The 20654-nt window shown below is 55.5% G+C and carries 19 protein-coding genes; 10 read left to right on the plus strand and 9 right to left on the minus strand.

Features of this window, described 5'->3' with window-relative positions; all coding sequences use genetic code 11:
- Positions 1 to 74: 74 nt before the first annotated feature.
- From HOV93_RS12855 to HOV93_RS12865, 3 genes are all read right to left on the minus strand, one after another.
- Positions 75 to 1940: a 2-oxoacid:acceptor oxidoreductase subunit alpha gene (locus HOV93_RS12855; protein WP_207396913.1), complete on the minus strand. Its 1866-nt coding sequence runs from the start codon at positions 1938 to 1940 to the stop codon at positions 75 to 77.
- Between the two features lie 920 nt (positions 1941 to 2860).
- Positions 2861 to 3742 (minus strand): hypothetical protein, encoded by an 882-nt coding sequence (locus tag HOV93_RS12860; RefSeq protein WP_207396914.1) that lies wholly within the window; start codon positions 3740 to 3742, stop codon positions 2861 to 2863.
- A 58-nt stretch (positions 3743 to 3800) separates the two neighbouring features.
- Positions 3801 to 4640, minus strand: a complete 840-nt coding sequence (locus tag HOV93_RS12865) for an alpha/beta hydrolase (protein ID WP_207396915.1) — start codon at positions 4638 to 4640, stop codon at positions 3801 to 3803.
- Positions 4641 to 4791: 151 nt separating this feature from the next.
- Between HOV93_RS12865 and ribA the strand changes: the two genes are divergently transcribed.
- Positions 4792 to 5997: a GTP cyclohydrolase II gene (gene ribA / locus HOV93_RS12870; protein WP_207396916.1), complete on the plus strand. Its 1206-nt coding sequence runs from the start codon at positions 4792 to 4794 to the stop codon at positions 5995 to 5997.
- Between the two features lie 19 nt (positions 5998 to 6016).
- Here the strand turns inward: ribA and HOV93_RS12875 are convergent, their stop codons facing one another.
- From HOV93_RS12875 to HOV93_RS12890, 4 genes are all read right to left on the minus strand, one after another.
- Entirely contained in the window at positions 6017 to 6292 is a 276-nt protein-coding gene (locus HOV93_RS12875) for a hypothetical protein (RefSeq protein WP_207396917.1), read from the minus strand.
- 11 nt (positions 6293 to 6303) lie between these two features.
- Positions 6304 to 6732, minus strand: coding sequence for an RrF2 family transcriptional regulator (locus HOV93_RS12880; protein WP_207396918.1), 429 nt, complete (start codon positions 6730 to 6732; stop codon positions 6304 to 6306).
- A gap of 6 nt (positions 6733 to 6738) precedes the next feature.
- A complete protein-coding gene (locus HOV93_RS12885; protein ID WP_207396919.1) occupies positions 6739 to 7557 on the minus strand; it encodes a phosphoadenylyl-sulfate reductase in 819 nt (272 codons plus the stop codon).
- Between the two features lie 245 nt (positions 7558 to 7802).
- Entirely contained in the window at positions 7803 to 9437 is a 1635-nt protein-coding gene (locus tag HOV93_RS12890) for a cation:proton antiporter (RefSeq protein WP_207396920.1), read from the minus strand.
- Between the two features lie 267 nt (positions 9438 to 9704).
- Here HOV93_RS12890 and HOV93_RS12895 point away from each other — a divergent pair, with 267 nt between their 5' ends.
- The 8 genes from HOV93_RS12895 (at position 9705) to HOV93_RS12930 (ending at position 17079) form a co-directional block, all read left to right on the plus strand.
- A complete protein-coding gene (locus HOV93_RS12895) occupies positions 9705 to 11198 on the plus strand; it encodes a rhamnulokinase (RefSeq protein WP_207396921.1) in 1494 nt (497 codons plus the stop codon).
- 352 nt (positions 11199 to 11550) lie between these two features.
- Positions 11551 to 12594, plus strand: coding sequence for a Gfo/Idh/MocA family protein (locus tag HOV93_RS12900; RefSeq protein ID WP_207396922.1), 1044 nt, complete (start codon positions 11551 to 11553; stop codon positions 12592 to 12594).
- Positions 12595 to 12636: 42 nt separating this feature from the next.
- Positions 12637 to 13038 carry a hypothetical protein gene (locus HOV93_RS12905; protein ID WP_207396923.1) on the plus strand — a complete coding sequence of 134 codons (402 nt, stop codon included), beginning with the start codon at positions 12637 to 12639 and terminating at the stop codon, positions 13036 to 13038.
- A 132-nt stretch (positions 13039 to 13170) separates the two neighbouring features.
- Positions 13171 to 13479, plus strand: coding sequence for a hypothetical protein (locus HOV93_RS12910; protein ID WP_207396924.1), 309 nt, complete (start codon positions 13171 to 13173; stop codon positions 13477 to 13479).
- 392 nt (positions 13480 to 13871) lie between these two features.
- Positions 13872 to 14159, plus strand: coding sequence for a hypothetical protein (locus HOV93_RS12915; protein ID WP_207396925.1), 288 nt, complete (start codon positions 13872 to 13874; stop codon positions 14157 to 14159).
- Positions 14160 to 14501: 342 nt separating this feature from the next.
- A complete protein-coding gene (locus HOV93_RS12920) occupies positions 14502 to 14834 on the plus strand; it encodes a co-chaperone GroES (protein ID WP_207396926.1) in 333 nt (110 codons plus the stop codon).
- Between the two features lie 70 nt (positions 14835 to 14904).
- Positions 14905 to 16518, plus strand: a complete 1614-nt coding sequence (gene groL / locus HOV93_RS12925) for a chaperonin GroEL (protein ID WP_207396927.1) — start codon at positions 14905 to 14907, stop codon at positions 16516 to 16518.
- Between the two features lie 126 nt (positions 16519 to 16644).
- Positions 16645 to 17079, plus strand: coding sequence for a DUF6985 domain-containing protein (locus HOV93_RS12930; RefSeq protein WP_207396928.1), 435 nt, complete (start codon positions 16645 to 16647; stop codon positions 17077 to 17079).
- A gap of 267 nt (positions 17080 to 17346) precedes the next feature.
- Here HOV93_RS12930 and ppk2 read toward each other — a convergent pair whose 3' ends face one another.
- Positions 17347 to 18261, minus strand: coding sequence for a polyphosphate kinase 2 (ppk2, locus tag HOV93_RS12935; protein WP_207396929.1), 915 nt, complete (start codon positions 18259 to 18261; stop codon positions 17347 to 17349).
- Positions 18262 to 18430: 169 nt separating this feature from the next.
- Positions 18431 to 19414: a LysR family transcriptional regulator gene (locus tag HOV93_RS12940; protein WP_207396930.1), complete on the minus strand. Its 984-nt coding sequence runs from the start codon at positions 19412 to 19414 to the stop codon at positions 18431 to 18433.
- A 373-nt stretch (positions 19415 to 19787) separates the two neighbouring features.
- Here HOV93_RS12940 and HOV93_RS12945 point away from each other — a divergent pair, with 373 nt between their 5' ends.
- Complete coding sequence (locus tag HOV93_RS12945) at positions 19788 to 20606, plus strand: universal stress protein (RefSeq protein WP_207396931.1); 819 nt, start codon at positions 19788 to 19790, stop codon at positions 20604 to 20606.
- The last annotated feature ends 48 nt before the right edge of the window (positions 20607 to 20654 follow it).

Raw genomic sequence — 20654 nt, forward strand, 5'->3', positions numbered from 1 at the left:
AGGATTGCAATTAAGTGTGTTGAAGTTTCACGCTGGCCCCCTCTCTCCCCGTAGGGGCGTGGGGACAGTTATATTTAGGTCAGCATCGACTCGATTTTCTCGGCGATTTCGGTCGTGGTGAACGGTTTGCCTTGCACCTTGTTCAGCCCGACTGCGTCGACCATATACTTATCGCGAAGCAGCAAACGCAGCTGGCCCAAATTCAGTTCCGGTACCAAAACCTTGTCGAAGCTCGAAAGCAACTCGCCCAGATTTCGCGGGAATGGATTGAGGTAACGCACGTGTGCGTGACTGACCGATTTGCCTTGGGCTTGCAGCCGATTGACCGCCGTGCGGCACGAACCGTAGGTTCCGCCCCAGCTGACCACTAATACTTTGCCACTTTCGCTGCCCATGACTTCCTGCGGCGGAACGGCTTCGGCAATGTTGGCAACCTTCTGGGCCCGGGTCATCACCATGTGATGATGGTTTTCAGGATCGTAGCTGACGTTACCGGTACCGTCCTGCTTTTCGAGCCCACCCACGCGGTGCATCAAGCCAGGTGTGCCTGGGATCGCCCAGGGCCGAGCCAGTTCTTCGTTGCGTTCGTAGGCCATAAACGGAGGATCGTCTTCGTCGCGTGGACCAGGATGGGTGACTTCAATCTTAGGAAGTTCCGCCATGCTCGGAATTCGCCATGGCTCGCTGCCGTTGGCGATGTAGCCGTCGGTCAGGATGACGATCGGGGTCATGAACCGGGTCGCGATTCGCCAAGCTTCAATCGCCACGTCAAAACAGTCGGCCGGACTGCGAGCCGCAATGATTGGCAACGGCGATTCGCCGTTGCGACCAAACATGGCCTGCAGCAAGTCGGCTTGTTCGGTCTTGGTAGGCAGGCCGGTACTGGGGCCACCACGCTGCACGTCGACAATCACCAGCGGCAGTTCCAGCATCATGGCCAACCCCATGGCTTCCCCTTTCAGGGCCAGGCCGGGGCCGCTGGTCGTGGTGAGGGCCATTTCGCCCCCGTAGGCCGCACCAATCGCCGCACACACGGCAGCAATTTCGTCTTCGGCCTGGAAGGTCAGCACGTTGTAGTTTTTGAACTTGCTCAGCTCGTGCAGAATGTCACTCGCTGGCGTAATCGGGTAGGAACCGAGAAACAGCTTCTTCTCGCTCAACTTCGCCGCGCTGATCAGCCCCCAAGCCAAGGCCTGGTTACCGGTCATGTTGCGGTAAGTGCCCGGCGGAAGCTTGGCTTTCTCGACCTTGTAGCTGCTGCGAAACGCATCGGTCGTTTCGCCGAAGCTATAGCCGGCCTTGAGCGCGCGGCGGTTGGCCTCGGCAATCGCCGGCAGCTTCGAGAACTTGGCTTCGATGAAACGCAAGGTCGGCTCCATCGAGCGACCATACAGCCAAAAGACCAAGCCCATCGCGAAGAAGTTGCGGCAGCGATCCGCTTCCTTCACGCTCAGGTCGAGCCCTTCGACGGCCCCCCGGGTTATGCTGGTCATGGGGACCGAGAAGACCTGGTACCCGCTCAGCGAGTCGTCATCAATCGGGTTGGCTTCGTAGCCGGCCTGACCCAATGCTTTTTTGTCGAACGCGTTGCTGTTGACGATCAGCACGCCGTTTCGCCGGAGGTCGGTAAGGTTGGTTTTGAGGGCCGCCGGATTCATGGCCACCAACGCATCGACCGTTTCACCCGGAGTGAAAATATCGTGCGAAGCGAAGTGAATCTGAAAACCACTCACCCCAGCCAATGTTCCGCGCGGCGCGCGAATTTCAGCCGGGAAGTCGGGAAAGGTCGCGACGTCGTTGCCAGCCAGCGCCGAAGTGTTCGAGAACTGCGTGCCGGCCAACTGCATGCCGTCGCCCGAGTCTCCGCAGAAGCGAACGGTCGCTTCTTCCAAGGGCTGAATATCTTTTACGACAGTGGTTTCGTCAGTAGTAGTAGACATGGTTTATCGGGCAATCCGAGCTACAACAGGGTTTCTATGGGTATTATGGGGAAGTGCGAACTCGCGGCAAATTTCGCAAGTGGGCAGCTTTCATTCAGGTGGTTGCTGTGATGACAGACTTTGCGTGAACAATTCGAAACTTCGTGATTTACTACTCAAACAAATGGTATCAATGTCTGCCACGCAAATTGGGCTGGCATTCCTCCCAATACGGGAAGTCCGCTGGCAGAAGAGAGGCTGTTTTCCCGAAACGGGCGAATCACAACCCAGCAACTGGGTGTCGCCTGCAAATCGGGTTACCTTGCGGAAGTCGACGAAGTGAGTGGGCCACCGATACGTTGCGATCGGGGCTCCTTGAAACGGCCGGATGCTGTCGTTTGCGATGGGGTTCGCAGGTCGGACAACTCGCCGGGGCCGAACGGACTGTGCTTCGTGCTTCATGGCCTGTGGGGCGAAAGACGTTGGCCGCTGCTATCACTGACAGTGGTCCATTGTCGATCTGTCTGTTGATTTCCGAACTTTCAAAAGCCTCGCGATCATGCGCTGACTAAATGAAATTTCGACGGTGTCCCCCGCCTATTATGAGGCAAATTTGCCGGTTATGCCGATTTTTCGGGGTTCACGTACCCGTATAGTCTAACAATGTCCCCCAATCGGTAGAACAAGCGTGTCTGCGAAACCTGGGTAAAACCGGGAGAATTTATCGCTTTTAACCCATTAGTGGACACATGGATCCACTTTAAAAGGGTGACTTCCGAGAAAACACCTTGGGGAACAGCAAGCACTGACAGCAAACTACTGATGCCTTGGGGGGACACTGCGGACTTGCCCAGCAGTGGATTGTCTCAACCCGCTTTGCACGGCTGGACGAGCCAGCGTTGGCACCCAGCCGATGGGTTCGTTTTCATAAGACAGGAAAACTAGTCGTCGATGTCCCCAAACGTGGGCGGACGGTTTTCTTTTTCGTAGAACTTCGAGAGATCGATCCCCCCTCGATTCTCCTCCTCGAGTAGCTTGATCCGGGCCTCCATGCGCTCCATTCGCCGCATCATCTGCGGGATAAGGAACTGCTCTTCTTCGATCTTCTTTTTCGAGGGAACCTTGGGATAGCCCAGTTGTCGCTGCAAGGCAGAAAACAGCAGCAGCGGATCTCTTTTGCGATTGGCCAGAGCAATCCGCCCTTCCCGCTCGCCAAACAGCGGCGGAAAGTCGGCACCCGGCAGCTTGCCTCCACGCCGAACCTGCTGCGTGATGTAGTGCTCGCTTCGGACGTAAATCATGTCGGCGATGTCGATCAAACCGATGCGTCGCCGGTTGACCTCCAGAAATTTCTTCCAATGCTCGTCGTACAGCGGATCGGCCGCCATAGCGATAAAGCCATGGTCGTACTTCAGGCGATGACGGCAGAGGGTCTCGAACTGATAGAGAAACAAACTTTGGGGCGTGGCATGGTCTGCCCGTAGTTTGACCTCAGACTTTAAGATTTCGAGGCCTGTTTGAAAGTCGAAACGGCCCCGATCGTCTTCCGACGATTCGATAATGAAGGTCTGAAAGCCGCTGAAATAGTGCGATAAACGCTTCATCGCCGGATAAAATTGGCCGCTATGCCGTAGTTCGGCCGCCATGAAATCGATGGCCATCGGCAACTTCGTCGTCACGAGAATCTCGTTTCGCACCGACGACAAAATCTCTTGCATCGGGCGGTTATCGGACAGCCCTGCCTGAAGCCCCTCGAAGAAGTGCCGCTGCTCGACGTATTCTTCAGCTTCCAATTCAGCAGATGACTGCGTCTGGTCACTCATGCGATGCGAACAACTTTCTCGGCTAAGGATGACCCGTTTCCAGAGGGGAAGCGGTTAGTTACGACTTCCCGAGTTTGAGATGTCCGTCCAGGAATTTCAATGCCTCTCGTTTGGCCTGGGGATCGATGAACGTGGTCAGGTGCCCGCGCCCCTGCGATTTATAGAAGGTTGTGGGGATGCCCAAGGTGGACAGCTTGTCGTACATGACCTCGGCATTTCGTATGGGAACGACACTATCGTTGGTCCCATGAAAAAAGAAAATCGGAGGACACTTGGCCGTCACATGAGAAAGGGGCGACGCTTCTTTATAGGTGCTCGGGACATCTGCACGCGAACCGCCGAGGAAGAACTTCAGCCGTTCGCTACGGGGTGGTTCGTTCGTGAAATCGCACGGAGCCCCGCCGGCGACAACGGCTTTCAGTTGAGGCGCACTAGGCCCCTTCTCGGCCTCGATCGCCCCCACAAGACAGGCCAGATGGCCTCCGGCTGAATAGCCCCAGCCCCCCACTCTTTCGGTGTCGATCTGGAACTCGTCGGCATGCTCGACCAACCAGTTAAGCGCGGCCTGGCAGTCTTCTAACTGAGCCGGAAACCGGTGATTCGGGGCAAAACGATACGTAATTGCCGCTACCGCGTAGCCATGATTGGCCAGATAGATGGCATGCGTCGTCATATGACTGCGCGAACCCCCTGCCCAGGCCCCGCCATGAATCATAAGAATCGCCGGGAACGGCCCTTCGCCTGGGGGGAGGTACAGATCGGCTTTAAGGGTCTTGTCTTCGCGCTCGGCGAAAACCTGATTAGGCACGAGCCGGACGGCCGGATTTTCAGCTACCGCAGGGCCAACCAAGACCGCGAAAGTAAAAACTGCAACGAATATTGTTTTCCAGACAGCCACTACGGACTCCGTCAAGGTGAACTATGCCGCGCAATCGCGGGTCCTATAATGAGTAATTCCGCCGACGTTGCCCAATATTAACCCCCAGGACCGTATCGGGCATTCTTTTTTTCATCGGCGCTGCCCCGTGTATTTCAGGAGAGTGCTTCCCGTGAGCCACCGATTTTCCACCGTGCAAGCGGCCGTCGATGCGATCAAAGCTGGCAAAGTGATCATTGTTGTCGACGCCGAAGATCGCGAGAACGAAGGTGATTTCGTCGCCGCTGCCGAGAAAACGACCCCCGAAGTGGTGAATTTCATGATCACCCAGGGACGTGGCCTTCTGTGTGCGGCCTGCCTGCCGGATGTTTGCGAGCGGCTCGAACTGACGCCGTTAGTCGAGAACAACAACGCCCCACTTCGTACCGCATTCACGACACCCATCGACCACATCAACGCCAAGACGGGTATCACGGCCAAAGAGCGTTCGGAAACGATCATGTCGATGGTCGACGAAAACTCGACCGTCGACGACTTCGTCCGGCCAGGGCACGTCTATCCGCTGCTGGCCAAAGAAGGGGGCGTCCTGCGTCGCGCGGGACATACAGAAGCCTCGGTCGATCTGGCTCGCATGGCAGGCCTCACGCCGGCTAGTTCGTTGTGCGAAATCCTCAACGAAGAGGGTGACCGGGCCTCGCGTGACGAGCTGCTCGACATCGCCGAGAAGTACGACCTTGAGATCATCTCGATCGAGCAGCTCATTTCTCATCGACGCGTCAACGAGAAACTGGTCGAACGCGGCGCAGAAGCCAAGCTGCCGACCTCCTTCGGCGATTTCGACATCATCGTCTACGACGTGAAATATGAAACGCAGGAACCAGTGGCCATCGCCATGGGAGACCTCTCTTCGGTCGAAGCCCCGCTGGTTCGCCTGCACAGCAGCTGCTTCACCGGCGACCTGATCAACTCTTTGCGCTGCGATTGTGGCGACCAGTTGAAGATGGCCCTGCAAAAGATCAGCGAAGAAGGTGTCGGCGCCCTGATCTACCTACCCCAAGAAGGACGCGGCATCGGCCTGAAAGCGAAGATTCGCGCGTATGCCCTACAAGACCAAGGGCTCGATACGGTCGAAGCCAACCACGCGTTAGGCTTTAAGAGCGACATGCGCGACTACGGGGTCGGCATCCAAATCTTGAAGGACCTGGGGCTGTCTAAGATCCGCTTGCTGACCAACAATCCGAAGAAAACCGACGCATTCATCTACGGCGGCTTCGACCTGGAAGTGGTCGACCAGGTTCCGATTCACCCAGAACCGAACGAACACAATCAGAAGTATTTGGACACGAAGCGAGACAAGATGGGGCATCAGCTGCCGTAGCACTAAGCTGCCAGATCATTTAGTTCCGGACCATGCACATGCTGTCGATGACTTCGTCATTCCGCACGATGGCCAGGCCTGCGTCACCACGGTTACTTTCCCAGTGGCTGGTAGGCGACGAGTAATTCCAAAGTTCATCCTCTGGCTGCATCTGCTTTAACAGGGGCGCTGCCTGATTGAGGTAATGCTGCGCCACCGCGGCAATTTGTGGGTCTTCGTTATTGCACGTGGCCATGATCTCTTGCAGCGTGGTTTGCGCGGTGAGCCACTGTTTGGGGACGGTTTGCGAGTCCATCGAGACCCCTCCTAGATGTAAAACATTTCGTCGGGTTGTTCGGCGACGCGCGCCGCCAGGTTCGCTAGTGTAACCTCTTCCAGAATCTTTGTGCGTGCCTGGCAGATTTGCCCCCACACGCCGCACAGCGCTTCGGTTGCTGGGGTTGGCTTTTGCAGGTTCGATTCGGTCTGGTCGCCCCCACCTTCGATGACCTGAAAGATATCGGCCAACGTGATGCGATCCGGAGAGTGGGCTAACCGATAGCCGCCGGCGGCGCCGCGCGATGTCAGCACCAAACCGGCCGCTTTGAGTTGGGCCATAATCTGCACGAGAAACGGCTGCGGAATCCCCTGAGCCTCGACGATCTCGCGCAGACGAGCCGGCTGACCGGCTTCAAACCGGGCCGCCAGTTCAATCATCGCGATGCACGCGTATTCGGTTTTCGCCGAGACGGTCATGGCTGCCTACGCGTTGGGGCTATCGTCTTCCATGGTATGTAAACCGCACTCGGTCTTACCGGTACCGCTCCATCGACCGGCACGTTCGTCTTCGCCAGCGAGCACGGCTCGCGTGCACGGCCAGCAGCCGACACTGGTAAAACCTTGGTCGTGCAAAACGTTGTACGGGACGCCGTGGTCGGTGATCATTCCCCAAACCCAACTCTTGGTTTGGTTGGCCAGCGGGTTGATCTTCACCAGGCCAAACTTCTTATCCCAACCCACAATGCTAGACTTGGCCCGGTCTTCGCTTTGATCGCGGCGAATCGCACTAATCCAAGCATGATTGCCGGCTGCTCCCCGCTTGAGGACTTTGATCTTGCGATCGAAGCAGCACTGCGTGGGGTTGGACTTATAAAGTGGCCCGCCGTGAATTTGCTCGTACTGCTCGACCGTGTGTTCCGGCTTGAGCAATTTGACATCGATGCCGAACTTCTCGCGAATCTGATCGCGGACGTCGAGCGTTTCCTGGAACTGGTAGCCCGTGTCGAGATTGAAAACCGGGGTCTCCGGGGCAACCTGGGAAAGCAGGTAAAGGATGACACACCCTTCAGGCCCAAAGGCGGTGCCCATAGTCAACTTCATGCCGAAACGCTCGGCGCCCCAGCGGATGATCTCTTCCGGGCTGGCCGTTTCCAACCGCGCCGAGGCTTCCGCCAACTCTGCCATCAGCTCTGGCGTGGGCTGAAGCATTTCGGAAGTTGTTTGCTGTTCTGGAGTTACTTCACCGGCCGACATGGCATTCACTTCCATCGGGACTACCGAGGTAAGGCTAGTTATTGACATAGGTTATGCGTCCTATGGGTTCATTGTTAACTATCATGACCAACTTAGTCAACAATGGGTTCGATGCTGAAAGATTTCATCGGTTACGGGTGGTGGTGAACTTCACGATGATTTGTGACGGTTGTGAGGAAGGTGGGGGAGTTTGAAGTTTTCAGTGTTCAGTAAGACTGGCGAGCTTCCTTCGTCCCCACTGAAAACTGAAAACTTCAAACTGAAAACTAAGCTGGCCGCATAAAACCAACCACTTAAAAAGACTCACTCTCGGCCAGCTTCTCAATCATCCCGATCAGCATCAAAGCCGTTTGCGATTCTTCGTCGGTGACGTAGTCGGCCCCCACCAGGTGTAGACGTTCTCGGTTGCGCTGATAGCGGCAGCGGGCCAGGATAGTGCAGTGGCGGTTCATTGCCCGGATTGACTTGACGATCTGCACCGATGCTTCGTCATCTGGCACGGCCACCAATGCCAGGTTGGCATGGGCGATCTCGGCTTCTTCCAGCGTTTTGCGTTTGGTGGCATCGCCGGTGACGGCCCGGAAACCGGCTTGCACTAGGGGATACGTATTTACCGAATTCAGATCGATAAAACGGACTTCAGCTCCCGAGGTCTCGATGCGGGAAGCCACCTGCCGCGCGACCGGCCCCACGCCAATAATCACCGCCTCACGAATCCGCTCGCGGGCCTCGATTGGCTTTTCTTCCTTCTTGGTATGCAGTTCCGGTTCGTCTCCTAGCTTACGAACACCCCATTTGATCAAACTGGGGGTCAGTATCATCGTTCCGATGGCCAGCACCAACATTTGGTTATAGTGCGAACCATTAATGAGTTCGGCTTCCATTCCTTCCGACAAAAGCAGAAAGCTCAATTCGCCGACCTGCGAAACGCCCAAGCCCATCAGCAAGGCGACCTTCCATTTCATCCCTGAGAGCCTCAATGCGAGCCCTGCTCCGAGGGTTTTCACGGCGATGATCAAAGGGAACCCGATCAGCACCAGCATCGGATCACGAAGCAAGGACTGAATATCGAGCAGCCCACCGAGCGAGATAAAGAACACCGCCGCGAAACTTTCGCGAAACGGTAGCGTCAGCGCGTCAACCTGCTGCGTGAAGCGATTTCCCCCGAGGATCAGCCCGGCACCAAAGGCCCCAAACGCGGCGGGAAGCCCCAGCATATGGGCCACAAAGCAGCCGCCCCCCAGCAGCGCCAACGCGAAGAGCAAAAGCAACTCGCGACTGCGGAGCAGTGAAAAAAGAGGCAATGCAAATCGACGCGTGACATACGCGAGGACCGGGATCGTAGTGACAAACAAAAGCGAAACGATGGCCAGTCGGATAAACTCGAAACTAGAGTTTTTGCCGGTAGCTGCCAGCAACGGAACGGCCAGCATCAAAGGAACAATCGCCATGTCTTGAAACAGCAGGATCCCCACGCTGCGCAACCCGGCCGGCGAAGAAGCGACATTCAGCTCATGCAGCGCACGGAATACGAGCACCGTCGAACTGAGCGCCACGGCCGCCCCCAAAAGCGCGGCTCCTTGCCAGGGAATTCCGATTAACACGAACAAAAAGCTGGCCGGCACGCTTACCGCAATCAACTGAATAAAGCCGGCGATCAAAATCCACGGCCCAACGTGCTTTAGTTCTTCCCACGAGATTTCGGTCCCGATCGAAAACAAGAGGAATAACGCTCCCATTTCCGCGAGATGCTTCAGATCGTGGTTCTCGGCCTGCAAGATCTGCAACCCGCCATTGCCGATGATGGCCCCAACGACCAGGTAGCCTACGATCGTCGAAAGGTGGTAAAAACGACAGAACGCACCAGAAATGAAGCCTGCTGCGAGGATAATAATCAGGTTGAGTGCCAGGATTTCAAGCGGGTCCACAGGCATTGATCCCAGGAGCAAATGGCGAAGGAACGTGAGAGATCGTCATATTTTTGTTTCAACCGGACAGCCTTTAGTTTTAAGCGGACAGGGCATTTTTAGCGATTGGGGCCAGGGGCAATTTCTAGAGAAACTACCTAGAAAACGATCATTGTTGACCTTGCCTGCGTCTATTAAACTGCAATCCCATTAAGCCCTGACAGGCCCTTTTCACTTGCCTGGCACAATTTCGGTTCCCCATCCTGCAATTGCAATAAAGCCCAATCTATGTCCAACAAGACTTACCTCGCCGTCGACCTGGGAGCTTCCAGTGGTCGCGTTCTCGGTGGCCGATTCGATGGCACGAAGCTGGAACTCGAGGAAGTTCATCGATTCGAGAACGGCCCAGTTGCCATGGCAGGGCACTTACACTGGGATCTACTGCGGCTCTGGCAAAATATCAAAGATGGCCTTACCGCTTCCGGCACGAAGTTTGGCCGCGAAATCAGCAGCATCGGGGTCGATACGTGGGGGGTCGACTTTGCCCTGCTCGGTCGCAATGACGAACTGCTGGGCAATCCCTATCATTACCGCGACCCCCGCACCAACGGCATGTTCGAACGGGCATTTGCCCAGGTCAGCCGCGAAGAGATCTTCGCCGAGACCGGCCTGCAGTTCATGGAGATCAACACGCTGTACCAGCTGCTCGCCATGCGGGATGCGAACAGTTCGATTCTGGAATCGGCTCAGAGTTTCCTCATGATGCCCGATATGTTCCACTGGCTGCTGACCGGAGAAAAAGGGAACGAACTGACCAACGCGACGACCTCGCAGCTCTTCAACCCAGTAACCAAGCAGTGGTCGCAGAAGTTGATCGACGGCTTCAACCTGCCGGGGCACATCTTCGGAGATATCGTCGACCCTGGCACGGTGGTGGGTCCGCTACGCACGGCGGTACTCGACCAGATTGGCCTCAGCGGAACGAACGTCGTCCGGCCCGGCACGCACGATACGGCATCGGCCGTAGTGGCTGTCCCCGCGAAAAGTTCGCCTGGCAAGATGCCCAACTGGTGCTATATCTCGAGCGGGACGTGGTCGCTGATGGGGGTCGAAACGCCGCACCCAATCATCAACGATCAGTGCGCCGAGTTTAACTACACCAACGAAGGAGGCGTCTACGGCACGACGCGGCTACTAAAGAACATTGCCGGACTTTGGCTCGTGCAGGAATGCCGCCGTATCTGGAAGCAGGGCGGCCACGAGTACGGTTATTCCGACCTGGTTCGCATGTCGCAGGAAGCGACGCCGTTGGCTTCGTTTGTGAACCCCGATCACCCTGACTTCGCCGCGCCTCAAGATATGCCGGCCCAGCTTCGCGATTTCTGCCAGCGCACCGGACAAACGGTCCCCGAGACCGACGGAGCCGTGATTCGCTGCGTACTGGAAAGCCTGGCGATGCGGTACCGCGTAGTGCATCGCAAACTGCAAGACCTGACCGGCACGAAGATCGATACGATTCACATCGTCGGCGGGGGAACGCAGAACCAATTACTTTGCCAGATGGCCGCCGACGCGTGCAACTGCCAGGTGGTGGCCGGGCCTGTCGAAGCGACCGCGATTGGGAATCTCGTACTGCAAGCGGTTGCTTCCGGAGACATCGGCAGCTTGGCCGAGGGACGCGAAGTCATCCGCAACAGCTTCCCCGTGGTGACGTACGAACCGAAGAACTCCACGATGTGGGACGATGCATTCCCCCGCTTTGAAAAGACCTGTAACGTCTGAGTTCGAAGTTTTTCGAAGACGTCTTTTTTGAAGCTGACACGTGCATCGCATCGCGTCTTGGTATTTACTAGGACAGGATTAGCCACAGAGGACACAGAGAAGATAGAAGACAAACCACGGATAAGAGAACCAAACACCGGTCAGTGGTCACAAAATTCTTATCTCGGTGACCTCTGTGGCTTATCCTGATGTGGCTAATCCCACTTTCGACATGCGTCGCCCCAAAGACCCTAGCCCTCTCCCTGCGAAGGCTAGGGGACGAGAATCGACTGCACGCCGGTCGTAGATACAGTCCAATATTTCCATTCGCACTATACCTTCCACCATTTCCTACCTGCACAAGAGTAACACCATGATCAAAGTTGGCATCGTTGGCGTCGGTTTTATGAGTTGGATTCATTACCTCGCCTACCAGAAGGTTCGAGGGATGAGTGTGGCCGGCTTCTGCTCGCGCGATGTCAAAAAGCAAAAAGGGGATTGGCGGAACATCAAAGGCAACTTCGGACCTCCTGGCGAGCAGATCGATGTCTCGAAGCTAAACGTCTGCGGAACGCTCGACGAGTTGTTGGCCGACGACTCGATCGACATGATCGATATTTGCCTCCCACCGGCATTGCATGAAGAAGCGACCATTGCGGCGCTGAAAGCAGGCAAGCACGTGCTGGTAGAAAAGCCAATCGCGCTGAGCCCTGCCGCTGCCAAGCGGATGCAAAAAGCAGCCGACAAGAGTGGCAAGCTGTTGTTGACCGCCCACGTGCTGCCCTTCTTTGCCGAGTTCAATTTCGCCCTGGAAGCGGCCCGCAGCGGTAAGTTTGGCAAACTGCTGGGCGGACACTTCAAGCGTCTGATCAACGATCCGACCTGGATCCCTGACTTCTATAACCTGGAAAAGGTCGGCGGTCCCCTGCTCGACCTGCACATTCACGACGCCCACTTCATTCGTTTGATGTTCGGCATGCCGACCAACGTGACCAGCAGCGGCCGCATGCGGGGAGACTGCGTAGAATACTGCACCACGCAGTTCGGTTTCGCCGATCAAAGCTACGTCGTCACGGCGACCAGCGGCGTGCTGCATCAAGCGGCTCGCAGCTTCACCCATGGTTTCGAGATCCACTACGAGAATGCCACGTTGCTAATGGACTTCGCAGTGATCGACGATGCCCCGGTGGCGGCCATGCCGCTGACAGTGCTGCCCAAAAAGGGGAAGTCGAAGCAGCCGAAGCTCAAAGGGGGCGACCCGGTCGATTCGTTCGCCGCGGAACTGAAGGAAGTGCAAAAGAGCATTGAATCCGGCACGCCTTCCGATATCTTGGGTGGCGAATTGGCAGTCGATGCGTTGGTACTTTGCCAGAAGCAAGCCGACTCGGTGGCCAAAGGTAAGACGGTTCGCGTTTAAACGCGTTCCCCTCAATAAACCGTTTTAATAGAGGGTCCAGCCGTGCTCGACGCCGACAGTTTCGTGGGTTTGCTCAAGGCCGCCGTTATTGCCACGGTGGTGATCGAACTGGCGCAGTTGTTCTGCCTCATCGGGCTCATGAATCGCATGTTCGATCATGGCGACCATGCCTGGGGCTGGGTGACTGCTGTGGTTGCCTTCGTGCCGATTGTCGATAGCTGGCTCGGGAGCTTGTTACCTGGACTAAAGCTTATCCTCGAAGTGTGTGCTTTTGTGGGGATGATCGCTGTCCTGATCGTCGGCTGGATTCGCCACAGAAAGTACGATGTGACCAAACGCATGATCTTACTGTCGGTTCTACTGCTCGCCCGAATTGGAGTGTGGGTGGGTGTAATTATGCTGTTCAGGCTATCGCTGCCCCCGATGCCAACAGCAACGCCGTAGGCCAGATCGCCTGATCGCGGTATTCTCTGCCAAGTTGCTTGACTGCGCACTTCCCGCAACCTAGATAGCTACGGCCGAATGTTTCGACGGGGGAGCGTTCGCGATCAGCGCTGTTGGGGGGAGAGACATTCGATGGAAGGTATTTCGCTTGTTCTGTTGGGCCTGTGCTGGCTACTAGGGGCCGTCAACATCGTCTGCTTCATCATGGTCCTTGCGAAGATGTTTCACTACGAGGACGTCGGGCTGGCAGGGATTACCTTGCTGCTGACCGTCTGCTCAGGCGTGGGGGTCCTGCTGGGCTTTATCGCCGGATGGATGAACGTGGCCAAATACGACGCACTCAAGCTGATGGGCTTCTGGTCGGCGATCACTTTCGCCCAGTTTATGTTCGCCATCGCCTACGTCCTGATTCAGCTTCAAGTTGAAGGCGTTCTGAACTAATCTTCCGTAAGTTGCTGCCTGGAAACCAATAATGCGTCGGCCTCGGCGAATGACTTCGGGTAAACGGAGATCATTCAAAGGGGGGTACGGTCGATGGATGCGGTCAGTTCGCTGGTCGAGTTGGTAGCCTTGTTACTGGAAGCCCTTTTTGAATTTTTGATCTGGATCACCAGCAGTAAAGACACCCGTCATCGCTAGCGGGGTGTCAAGTTATTCCGGTTAAGGGGCTTCTGATACCTGGCAAGGAGCGTTCTAGTTAGTTCTTCTGAATTCCCTGGGTAAAGCTTGTGGAAATCCCTTGATTGTGGCTAACTCTTGCTGGTACAACACTTTTTTAAATGGCGTTTCGGGGTGAAACGTGCTTTCGTCAGTCAAGTGGGGGAGTTTGCACCATGGGTTTTCTGTTTCTCGGCTTAGCCGGCATCTTAGGCCTTGTAAGCCTTGTTTGTTTCATCCTGATCATTGTCAAAATGTTTCAGAACGATGACACGACATTGGGTATCATCTGTATCGTGACCATATTCTGCGGTATTGGCGGTCTGATCGCGTTTGTGATGGGCTGGATCAATGCTGGTAAGTACAACGCCAGCCAGTTGATGCTGATTTGGACCGGGGCGATTGTGGGGAGCGTCATCCTCAACATTATCGGACAAGTTTTAATTGGCGGCCAAGCGGCTTAATTGTCGTACCCGACAACTCAAAAATATAAGAAGGCCGTCCCCAATCCGGGACGGCCTTTTTTTCTGTCATAATGGCAGCCCCGCCTTGGCTCGCCATCTCTGGCCGGCACGCAGCGAAAAACATTCTCCTCAAACCGTTACGCTGCAGAGACTTGCGATTTGACGGACACTTTCTGGCACGCCACTTGCAACATGGAGCGACTACGCAATTGTTCGCGCAACAATGGCAGTCGGGTCCGGTTCATACAGACCGTGGCACGAGAAGCCAACCGTTCATATCCCGCATCGGCGTCTCCTGGGTTCAGGAGACATAAGCCCCTAGTTTTCTGAAGGAAGGCATACATGGCAACGGCTACGAAAAAGAAGGCTTCGAGCACCAAGCAACGTTTGCAGCCCCTGGGCGACCGCGTTGTCGTCCGTCGCGACGAGCTGGAAGAAAAGACCGCAGGCGGGATCTTCCTGCCAGAAACCGCTAAGAACAAGCCATCGCGTGGCGTGGTCGTGAGCGTTGGCAATGGTCGTCTGTTAGAAGATGGCAGCCGCAGCCCACTGCAAGTGAAAGAAGGCGACAAGGTTGTTTTCAGCATGTACGCCGGTAGCGATACCTTCACCGTCGCCGACGAAGAAGTCATCTTGCTCCGCGAAGACGACATTTTGGCCGTCGTCGAAGGCTAGAAGTCGACCTTCGGTCCTGCATTCTCGTACATATTCTCAGACGAATCGAAACATTTAGGAGATACCACCGATGGCAAAGATCATCGCCTTTGATCAGGAAGCCCGCGAAGCCATCCGTCGCGGCGTATCCAAGTTGGCCAAAGCCGTCAAAACGACGCTCGGCCCCAAGGGTCGTAACGTCATCATCCAGAAATCCTTCGGCAGCCCAACCGTCACCAAAGACGGCGTGACGGTAGCCAAGGAAATCGAACTGGAAGACGTCTATGAAAACATGGGCGCTCAGATGGTTCGTGAAGTTGCCAGCAAGACGAGCGACGTCGCTGGTGACGGTACCACGACTGCCACGCTGATGGCCGAAGCGATCTTCAACGAAGGTCTCAAGGCTGTCGTTTCCGGCGTGAACCCAATTCAGATGAAGTCGGGTATCGAGAAGGCCGTCAACGCCATCACGGCCGAACTCAACGGCATGTCGATTCCGATCAAGAAGAAGGAAGAAATGGCCAACGTTGGCTCCATCGCTTCCAACAACGATCGCGAAATCGGCGAACTGCTGGCCGACGCCATGGAAAAGGTCGGTAAGGACGGCGTCATCACCGTCGACGAAGGCAAGTCGCTTGCCACGGAAGTCGAATGGGTCGAAGGGATGCAGTTCGATCGCGGTTACCTTTCTCCTTACTTCGTCACCAACCCGACCAGCATGCAGGTCGAATTGGAAGACGCCTATGTTCTGGTCTTTGAAAAGAAGATCAGCAACATCAAGGACCTGGTTCCGGTTCTGGAAGCCGTCGTCCAGCAGAGCAAGCCTCTGTTGATCATTGCCGAAGACGTCGATGGCGAAGCCTTGGCAACTTTGGTGATCAACCGCCTGCGTGGCACGTTCGTTTGTGCCGCCGTTAAGGCTCCTGGTTATGGCGACCGCCGCAAGGCCATGATGGAAGACATTGCCATCCTGACCGGTGGTACGGCCATCTTTGAAAGCCTGGGCATCAAGCTCGATAACCTTGGCCTGGCCGAACTCGGTCGTGCTAAGAAGGTGATCATCGACAAGGACAACACCACGATCATCGAAGGTGCTGGCGAAACCCAGAACATCAAAGATCGTATCGCTCAGATCCGTCGCGAAATCGACAATTCGTCCAGCGACTACGACAAGGAAAAGCTGGAAGAACGTCTGGCCAAATTGGCTGGCGGTGTCGCCAAGGTCAACGTCGGTGCTGCGACCGAAAGCGAAATGAAGGAAAAGAAGGCTCGCGTCGAAGACGCACTGCACGCAACCCGTGCCGCTGCCGCTGAAGGTATCCTGCCTGGTGGTGGTGTTGCTCTTCTTCGTGCTTCGTCCAAGGTCAAAGCAGACGACCTGACCCACGACGAAGAAATCGGTTTCAACATCGTTACCCGCGCTTGCCGTGCTCCGATCACCACGATCGCCACCAACGCTGGTAAAGATGGCAGCATCATCTGCGAAAAGATCTTGGACTCGAAGGGCAACCAGGGCTACAACGCTCTGACCGACACCTACGAAGACCTGGTCAAGACTGGCGTCATCGACCCAGCCAAGGTCACCAAGACCGCCCTGGCCAACGCCGCCTCGGTCGCCATCTTGCTGCTAACCAGCGATGCTTTGATCGCTGAAAAGCCAAAGGGCGAAAAGAAGGGTGGCCATAGCCACGACGACATGTACTAAACCGATTTAGTACTTGCTTGAAAATAAGAAAGCCCGTCGAGGGAGACTTCGACGGGCTTTTTTGTGGCATAGCCGAGATTACATTACTGCGATGGCACCCGCTTCCCTCATTTATAAAATTGATCCATGAGCACCTACAAGCATCCTGAGCTAGGCCAATTTGAACTCGATTTCAACATCTGGCTCAATGAAGACGCGACGCCTCATTTTGTCGATGGCGAGATCATCGTGTTCTTTGCCAACGGAACTGAAGATGCCCCGTCGCCCGAGTCGTTAGAAGGATACGAGTGGATCGCGGCCAACTGGCCACAAGTCCTCTCGCTTATCGAAGCGCAAGTTTGGGAGTACTACGAGCCTTACGCCGACAACGTGGAAGGGGTTCCGAAGTTCAACTCGGTTCAAGAAGTATGGGGCACCGAGCTTCTTCTCGGATTGAACATTGTTTCTAAAATCGATTTTGAAGTGACCCTGCAATTCGAATGGCAAGCCGATGAAGATGATCACGAAATCACCTTCTATGTCGAAGACGGCCAGTGTGATATGCACTCGGTCGATGGCTAGAGCGCGGCTCACCTCTTTGCAACGCATCCATACCGGCGGAAGTCGTTAAGCTCGCCATTGATCGGACCATCAGCCACCAACAAACCGGTGATGACTCCGATTCCGATCTCCTTCATATTAAGGGTCGGAGGCCCAGATACTTGCCAGGGGATTTCGCCACCTGGCTAGGTTCGACCGGCCTTCCAGGCCTCCGGAAACTTCACCGCTGGAAAACGCCCCAGTGCGAACGAGGACGGTAACCAATAGGCGAGTATCCGGCCCGAGGTTTTAATAAACCGACGGCACAATCACATCTTCCGGCAGGGGTTGTCGCTTGTAGCCTTCTTCGTGTTCGCGGGGCGGTAGCGAGATCCGCGCTTGCGGTACTTCCGTGTAGGGAAGCTGCTGCAGAAAGTGGTGGATGCAGTTGAGTCGGGCACGCTTTTTGTCGTCTGCTTCGACGACCCACCAGGGCGCTTCAGAGATATTCGTGCGGGCAAACATCTCTTCCTTAGCAACGGTGTATTGTTCCCAACGACGGCGCGACTCCAGGTCCATAGGGCTAAGCTTCCACTGCTTGAGCGGATCATCGATACGGCATTGAAAGCGGAACTTTTGTTCCTGATCGCTGATCGAAAACCAATACTTGATCAGGTACATGCCCGAATGGACCAGCATGCGTTCAAACTCGGGCACCGTGCGAAAGAATTCTTCCAACTGCTGCTCGTTGCAGAACCCCATCACGCGTTCGACTCCGGGGCGGTTGTACCAACTGCGATCAAACAGCACGATCTCGCCACCCGCTGGCAGATGCTGGATGTAGCGTTGAAAATACCACTGCGTTTGCTCGCGCTCGCTCGGGGCCGGCAGGGCCACCACGTGACACACACGCGGATTTAATCGCTGCATGATCCGTTTGATCGCGCCCCCCTTGCCGGCCGCGTCTCGCCCTTCAAAAACGACCGCGACTTTCGCCTTGTTCTCGACGACCCAGCTTTGCAGCTTGATTAGTTCGCGTTGAAGACGCAGCAGTTCCCGAAAGTAAACGCGGCGCGGCAACTGGCCTTCCGCATTCACTTCCTCGCGCGAGCCCACGCGTTCCATCATCGCGTCTTCCAGCTCCGCTTCGAATTCTTCATCTAACGAATCGAGGATTTCATTGTGCAAGCGTTCATGGTCAAAGCTGGGATCGGTTTCGCTCATACGACTATTCCACAGAGAACCAACAAAAGGGATTTGATATCGCAGGACTGTCCTCTTCGATGCCAACGGCTGCGCGGCTTTCAGCCTAAGAAAAGCGATCACGCGTCGGCGCACGAAGATGCCTGCGATGATGAAGTCTACCAGAAGTAGTGACTAGATAATTGTTAATTTACTGCGAGTTTGAGGTCTCGGTAACAATCTTTCGAGAATCGAATTCGTGCGAGAGATTCGTGCCGTTGCGAATATCCAGCAGAATCTTCGGTGCTTCTTCCGAGATGGCCATCACCACCGGATGCAAAAGTTTCCGCTGGGCGGTGATGGCGAAGAAATGACTACGTACCCCTTCAAGCGTTCCCACAACTTCCACGTTGTATTGACGGCATACTTGATCCAACACGGCCGCTGGTGCGGGAAACACGCCGGCACCGCCGCTGCCAAATTCATTCAGCATTGCACTGTCATCGAATTGAGCGACAACCTTGGGGCAAATATCGTTCTCATCAAACCACTGATCCAGGCCTCGTCGCAGTTCGGTATAGGGCGATGGAAGGAGCAACGGGGCACGTTGTAGCGAGCGGGGAAAGTCGGCCCGCAGTTGGTCGGCCATGGGCTTAATCGCACAAAATGCGATCGCGCAATCTCCTAGCGGATGATTGAAACATCGCTTGTTTCCGTTGGACGAAATCGAACGATCCGAGATGATCACGTCGTGTCGATGACGGGCCAGGTCGGCCACCAACTGTTCCATCGGGGCTTCGTGATAGTCGATCTGAACCGGCTCTGGAAATTTCAGCGCGACTTCCAACAGTCGGTAGGTGATCAGCTTGGGCACGTACATCGGAACACCCACCGTCAGCCGCAGCGAGCGCTGCGATGGCATCCCGCGAAGACTCCCGAGCATCTCGCGACCTGCCGAGAAGATCTCATCGGCGTACTCGAAGACGGTCGAGCCCACATCGGTCAGCTGAAGCTCGCGACCGCTGCGATCGAACAGCTCGTGATTGAGCGACTTCTCGAGCTTCTTAATCTGCGAACTTACCGTCGGCTGAGAAAGATGCAGATGATCGCAGGCAGCGGTGATACTGCCCTGACGCACTGCAACCCAAAAATAGAACAAATGCAGGAAATTTAAATCCTGGAGACTCTCGATCATCAGTGCTTTTTCCAATGTTTCCGTGGTTGTCGTGGGGTAGCGACATCCTTGGGATTCCTTAGCAGCAATGGCCAGTGAGGGGCGGCTGTTAATTCTAGCTATCACGTCTTATTTGTACGCGTCTGCTTGGTCAATTGATCAAAGAAAAGGGACTCTTTTCTTCGGTTGGTCAGCTTGCATAGAAATTTTGAATGCCTCGCTAAGACAGACACCGGCATAGAAATTTTGAATGGAAAGCAACGAAAGAAAGTGGGGCTTTTCGCGGTGACTATTCCGTATAACTCTACAGGCGACGAGCCAAGCTTGGGTCGCCGACGTTACCAGCAGCAGTCATTGTGATTGCACGTTTCATTAGGACGTAAGAGGCCAATCTATGCTCAGGCGAGTACTACTTCACTTAAGTGGTTCTTTTGGAATTGACCAAGTTATTGAGCTTGGCGCCCAAATCTCGCATCGCACTTCCGCCAGACTTCGGGGACTATCAATTCTCGACACCGCCAGCTTTCGAAATACGGGACACTTGGTTTCCGCCGCCCATGCGGTTTCTGAGTCCTACCGGATCACCCATGCCGAGCGGAGGCAGATGATTTCGCACGAACAAATGCTGCATGTCGGCGAGCGCTATCAACTCGATTTCGATACGCTAGGAATCGAAGGCGATCCCATCAAAAGCCTCGTCCGCGAAGCGCAATACCACGACCTGTTGATCACGCGGTCCACCGATCAGGCTCGTCATTGCCCAGGCGAATTGAATGCCTCGCAACTGATAGAGCTTGTCGTTCAGAGCCGACAACCGATTTACATCTCACGCGGGGAGAACGCGAATCCCCGCCGAGCATTGCTCCTTTACGACGGCACAGAATCTTCCGCGAGAGCGATTCGCACCTTCCTTACCCAACGACCAATCAAAGATGCACACTGCCGCCTGTTAGGAGTAGGCACAGCTGCCGACTCGAACTCGAAGCTGCTGACATCGATGCGTGAATATTGCGAGGCCAGACACGCTGAACTGGAAGTCGGTCGTCTGCCTGGCCTGACTCGCAACGCACTCATTTCCTACGCCCAGAAGTGGGACCCCGATGTCGTTGTCATGGGCGTCCCGCGGGCTGCCGGACTGTGGCGAAGAATCCGCGGGAATGTCGCTTTAGATTTTCTCAATCGAACTCAACTAGATCTGTACCTGATGGGGTGACCAGGCAAACCGCCGCGTCAACAACCATGCCAACGACTCCAACATAAC

The sequence above is a fragment of the Bremerella alba genome, from assembly GCF_013618625.1.
GTDB classification, from domain to species: Bacteria; Planctomycetota; Planctomycetia; order Pirellulales; family Pirellulaceae; genus Bremerella; species Bremerella alba.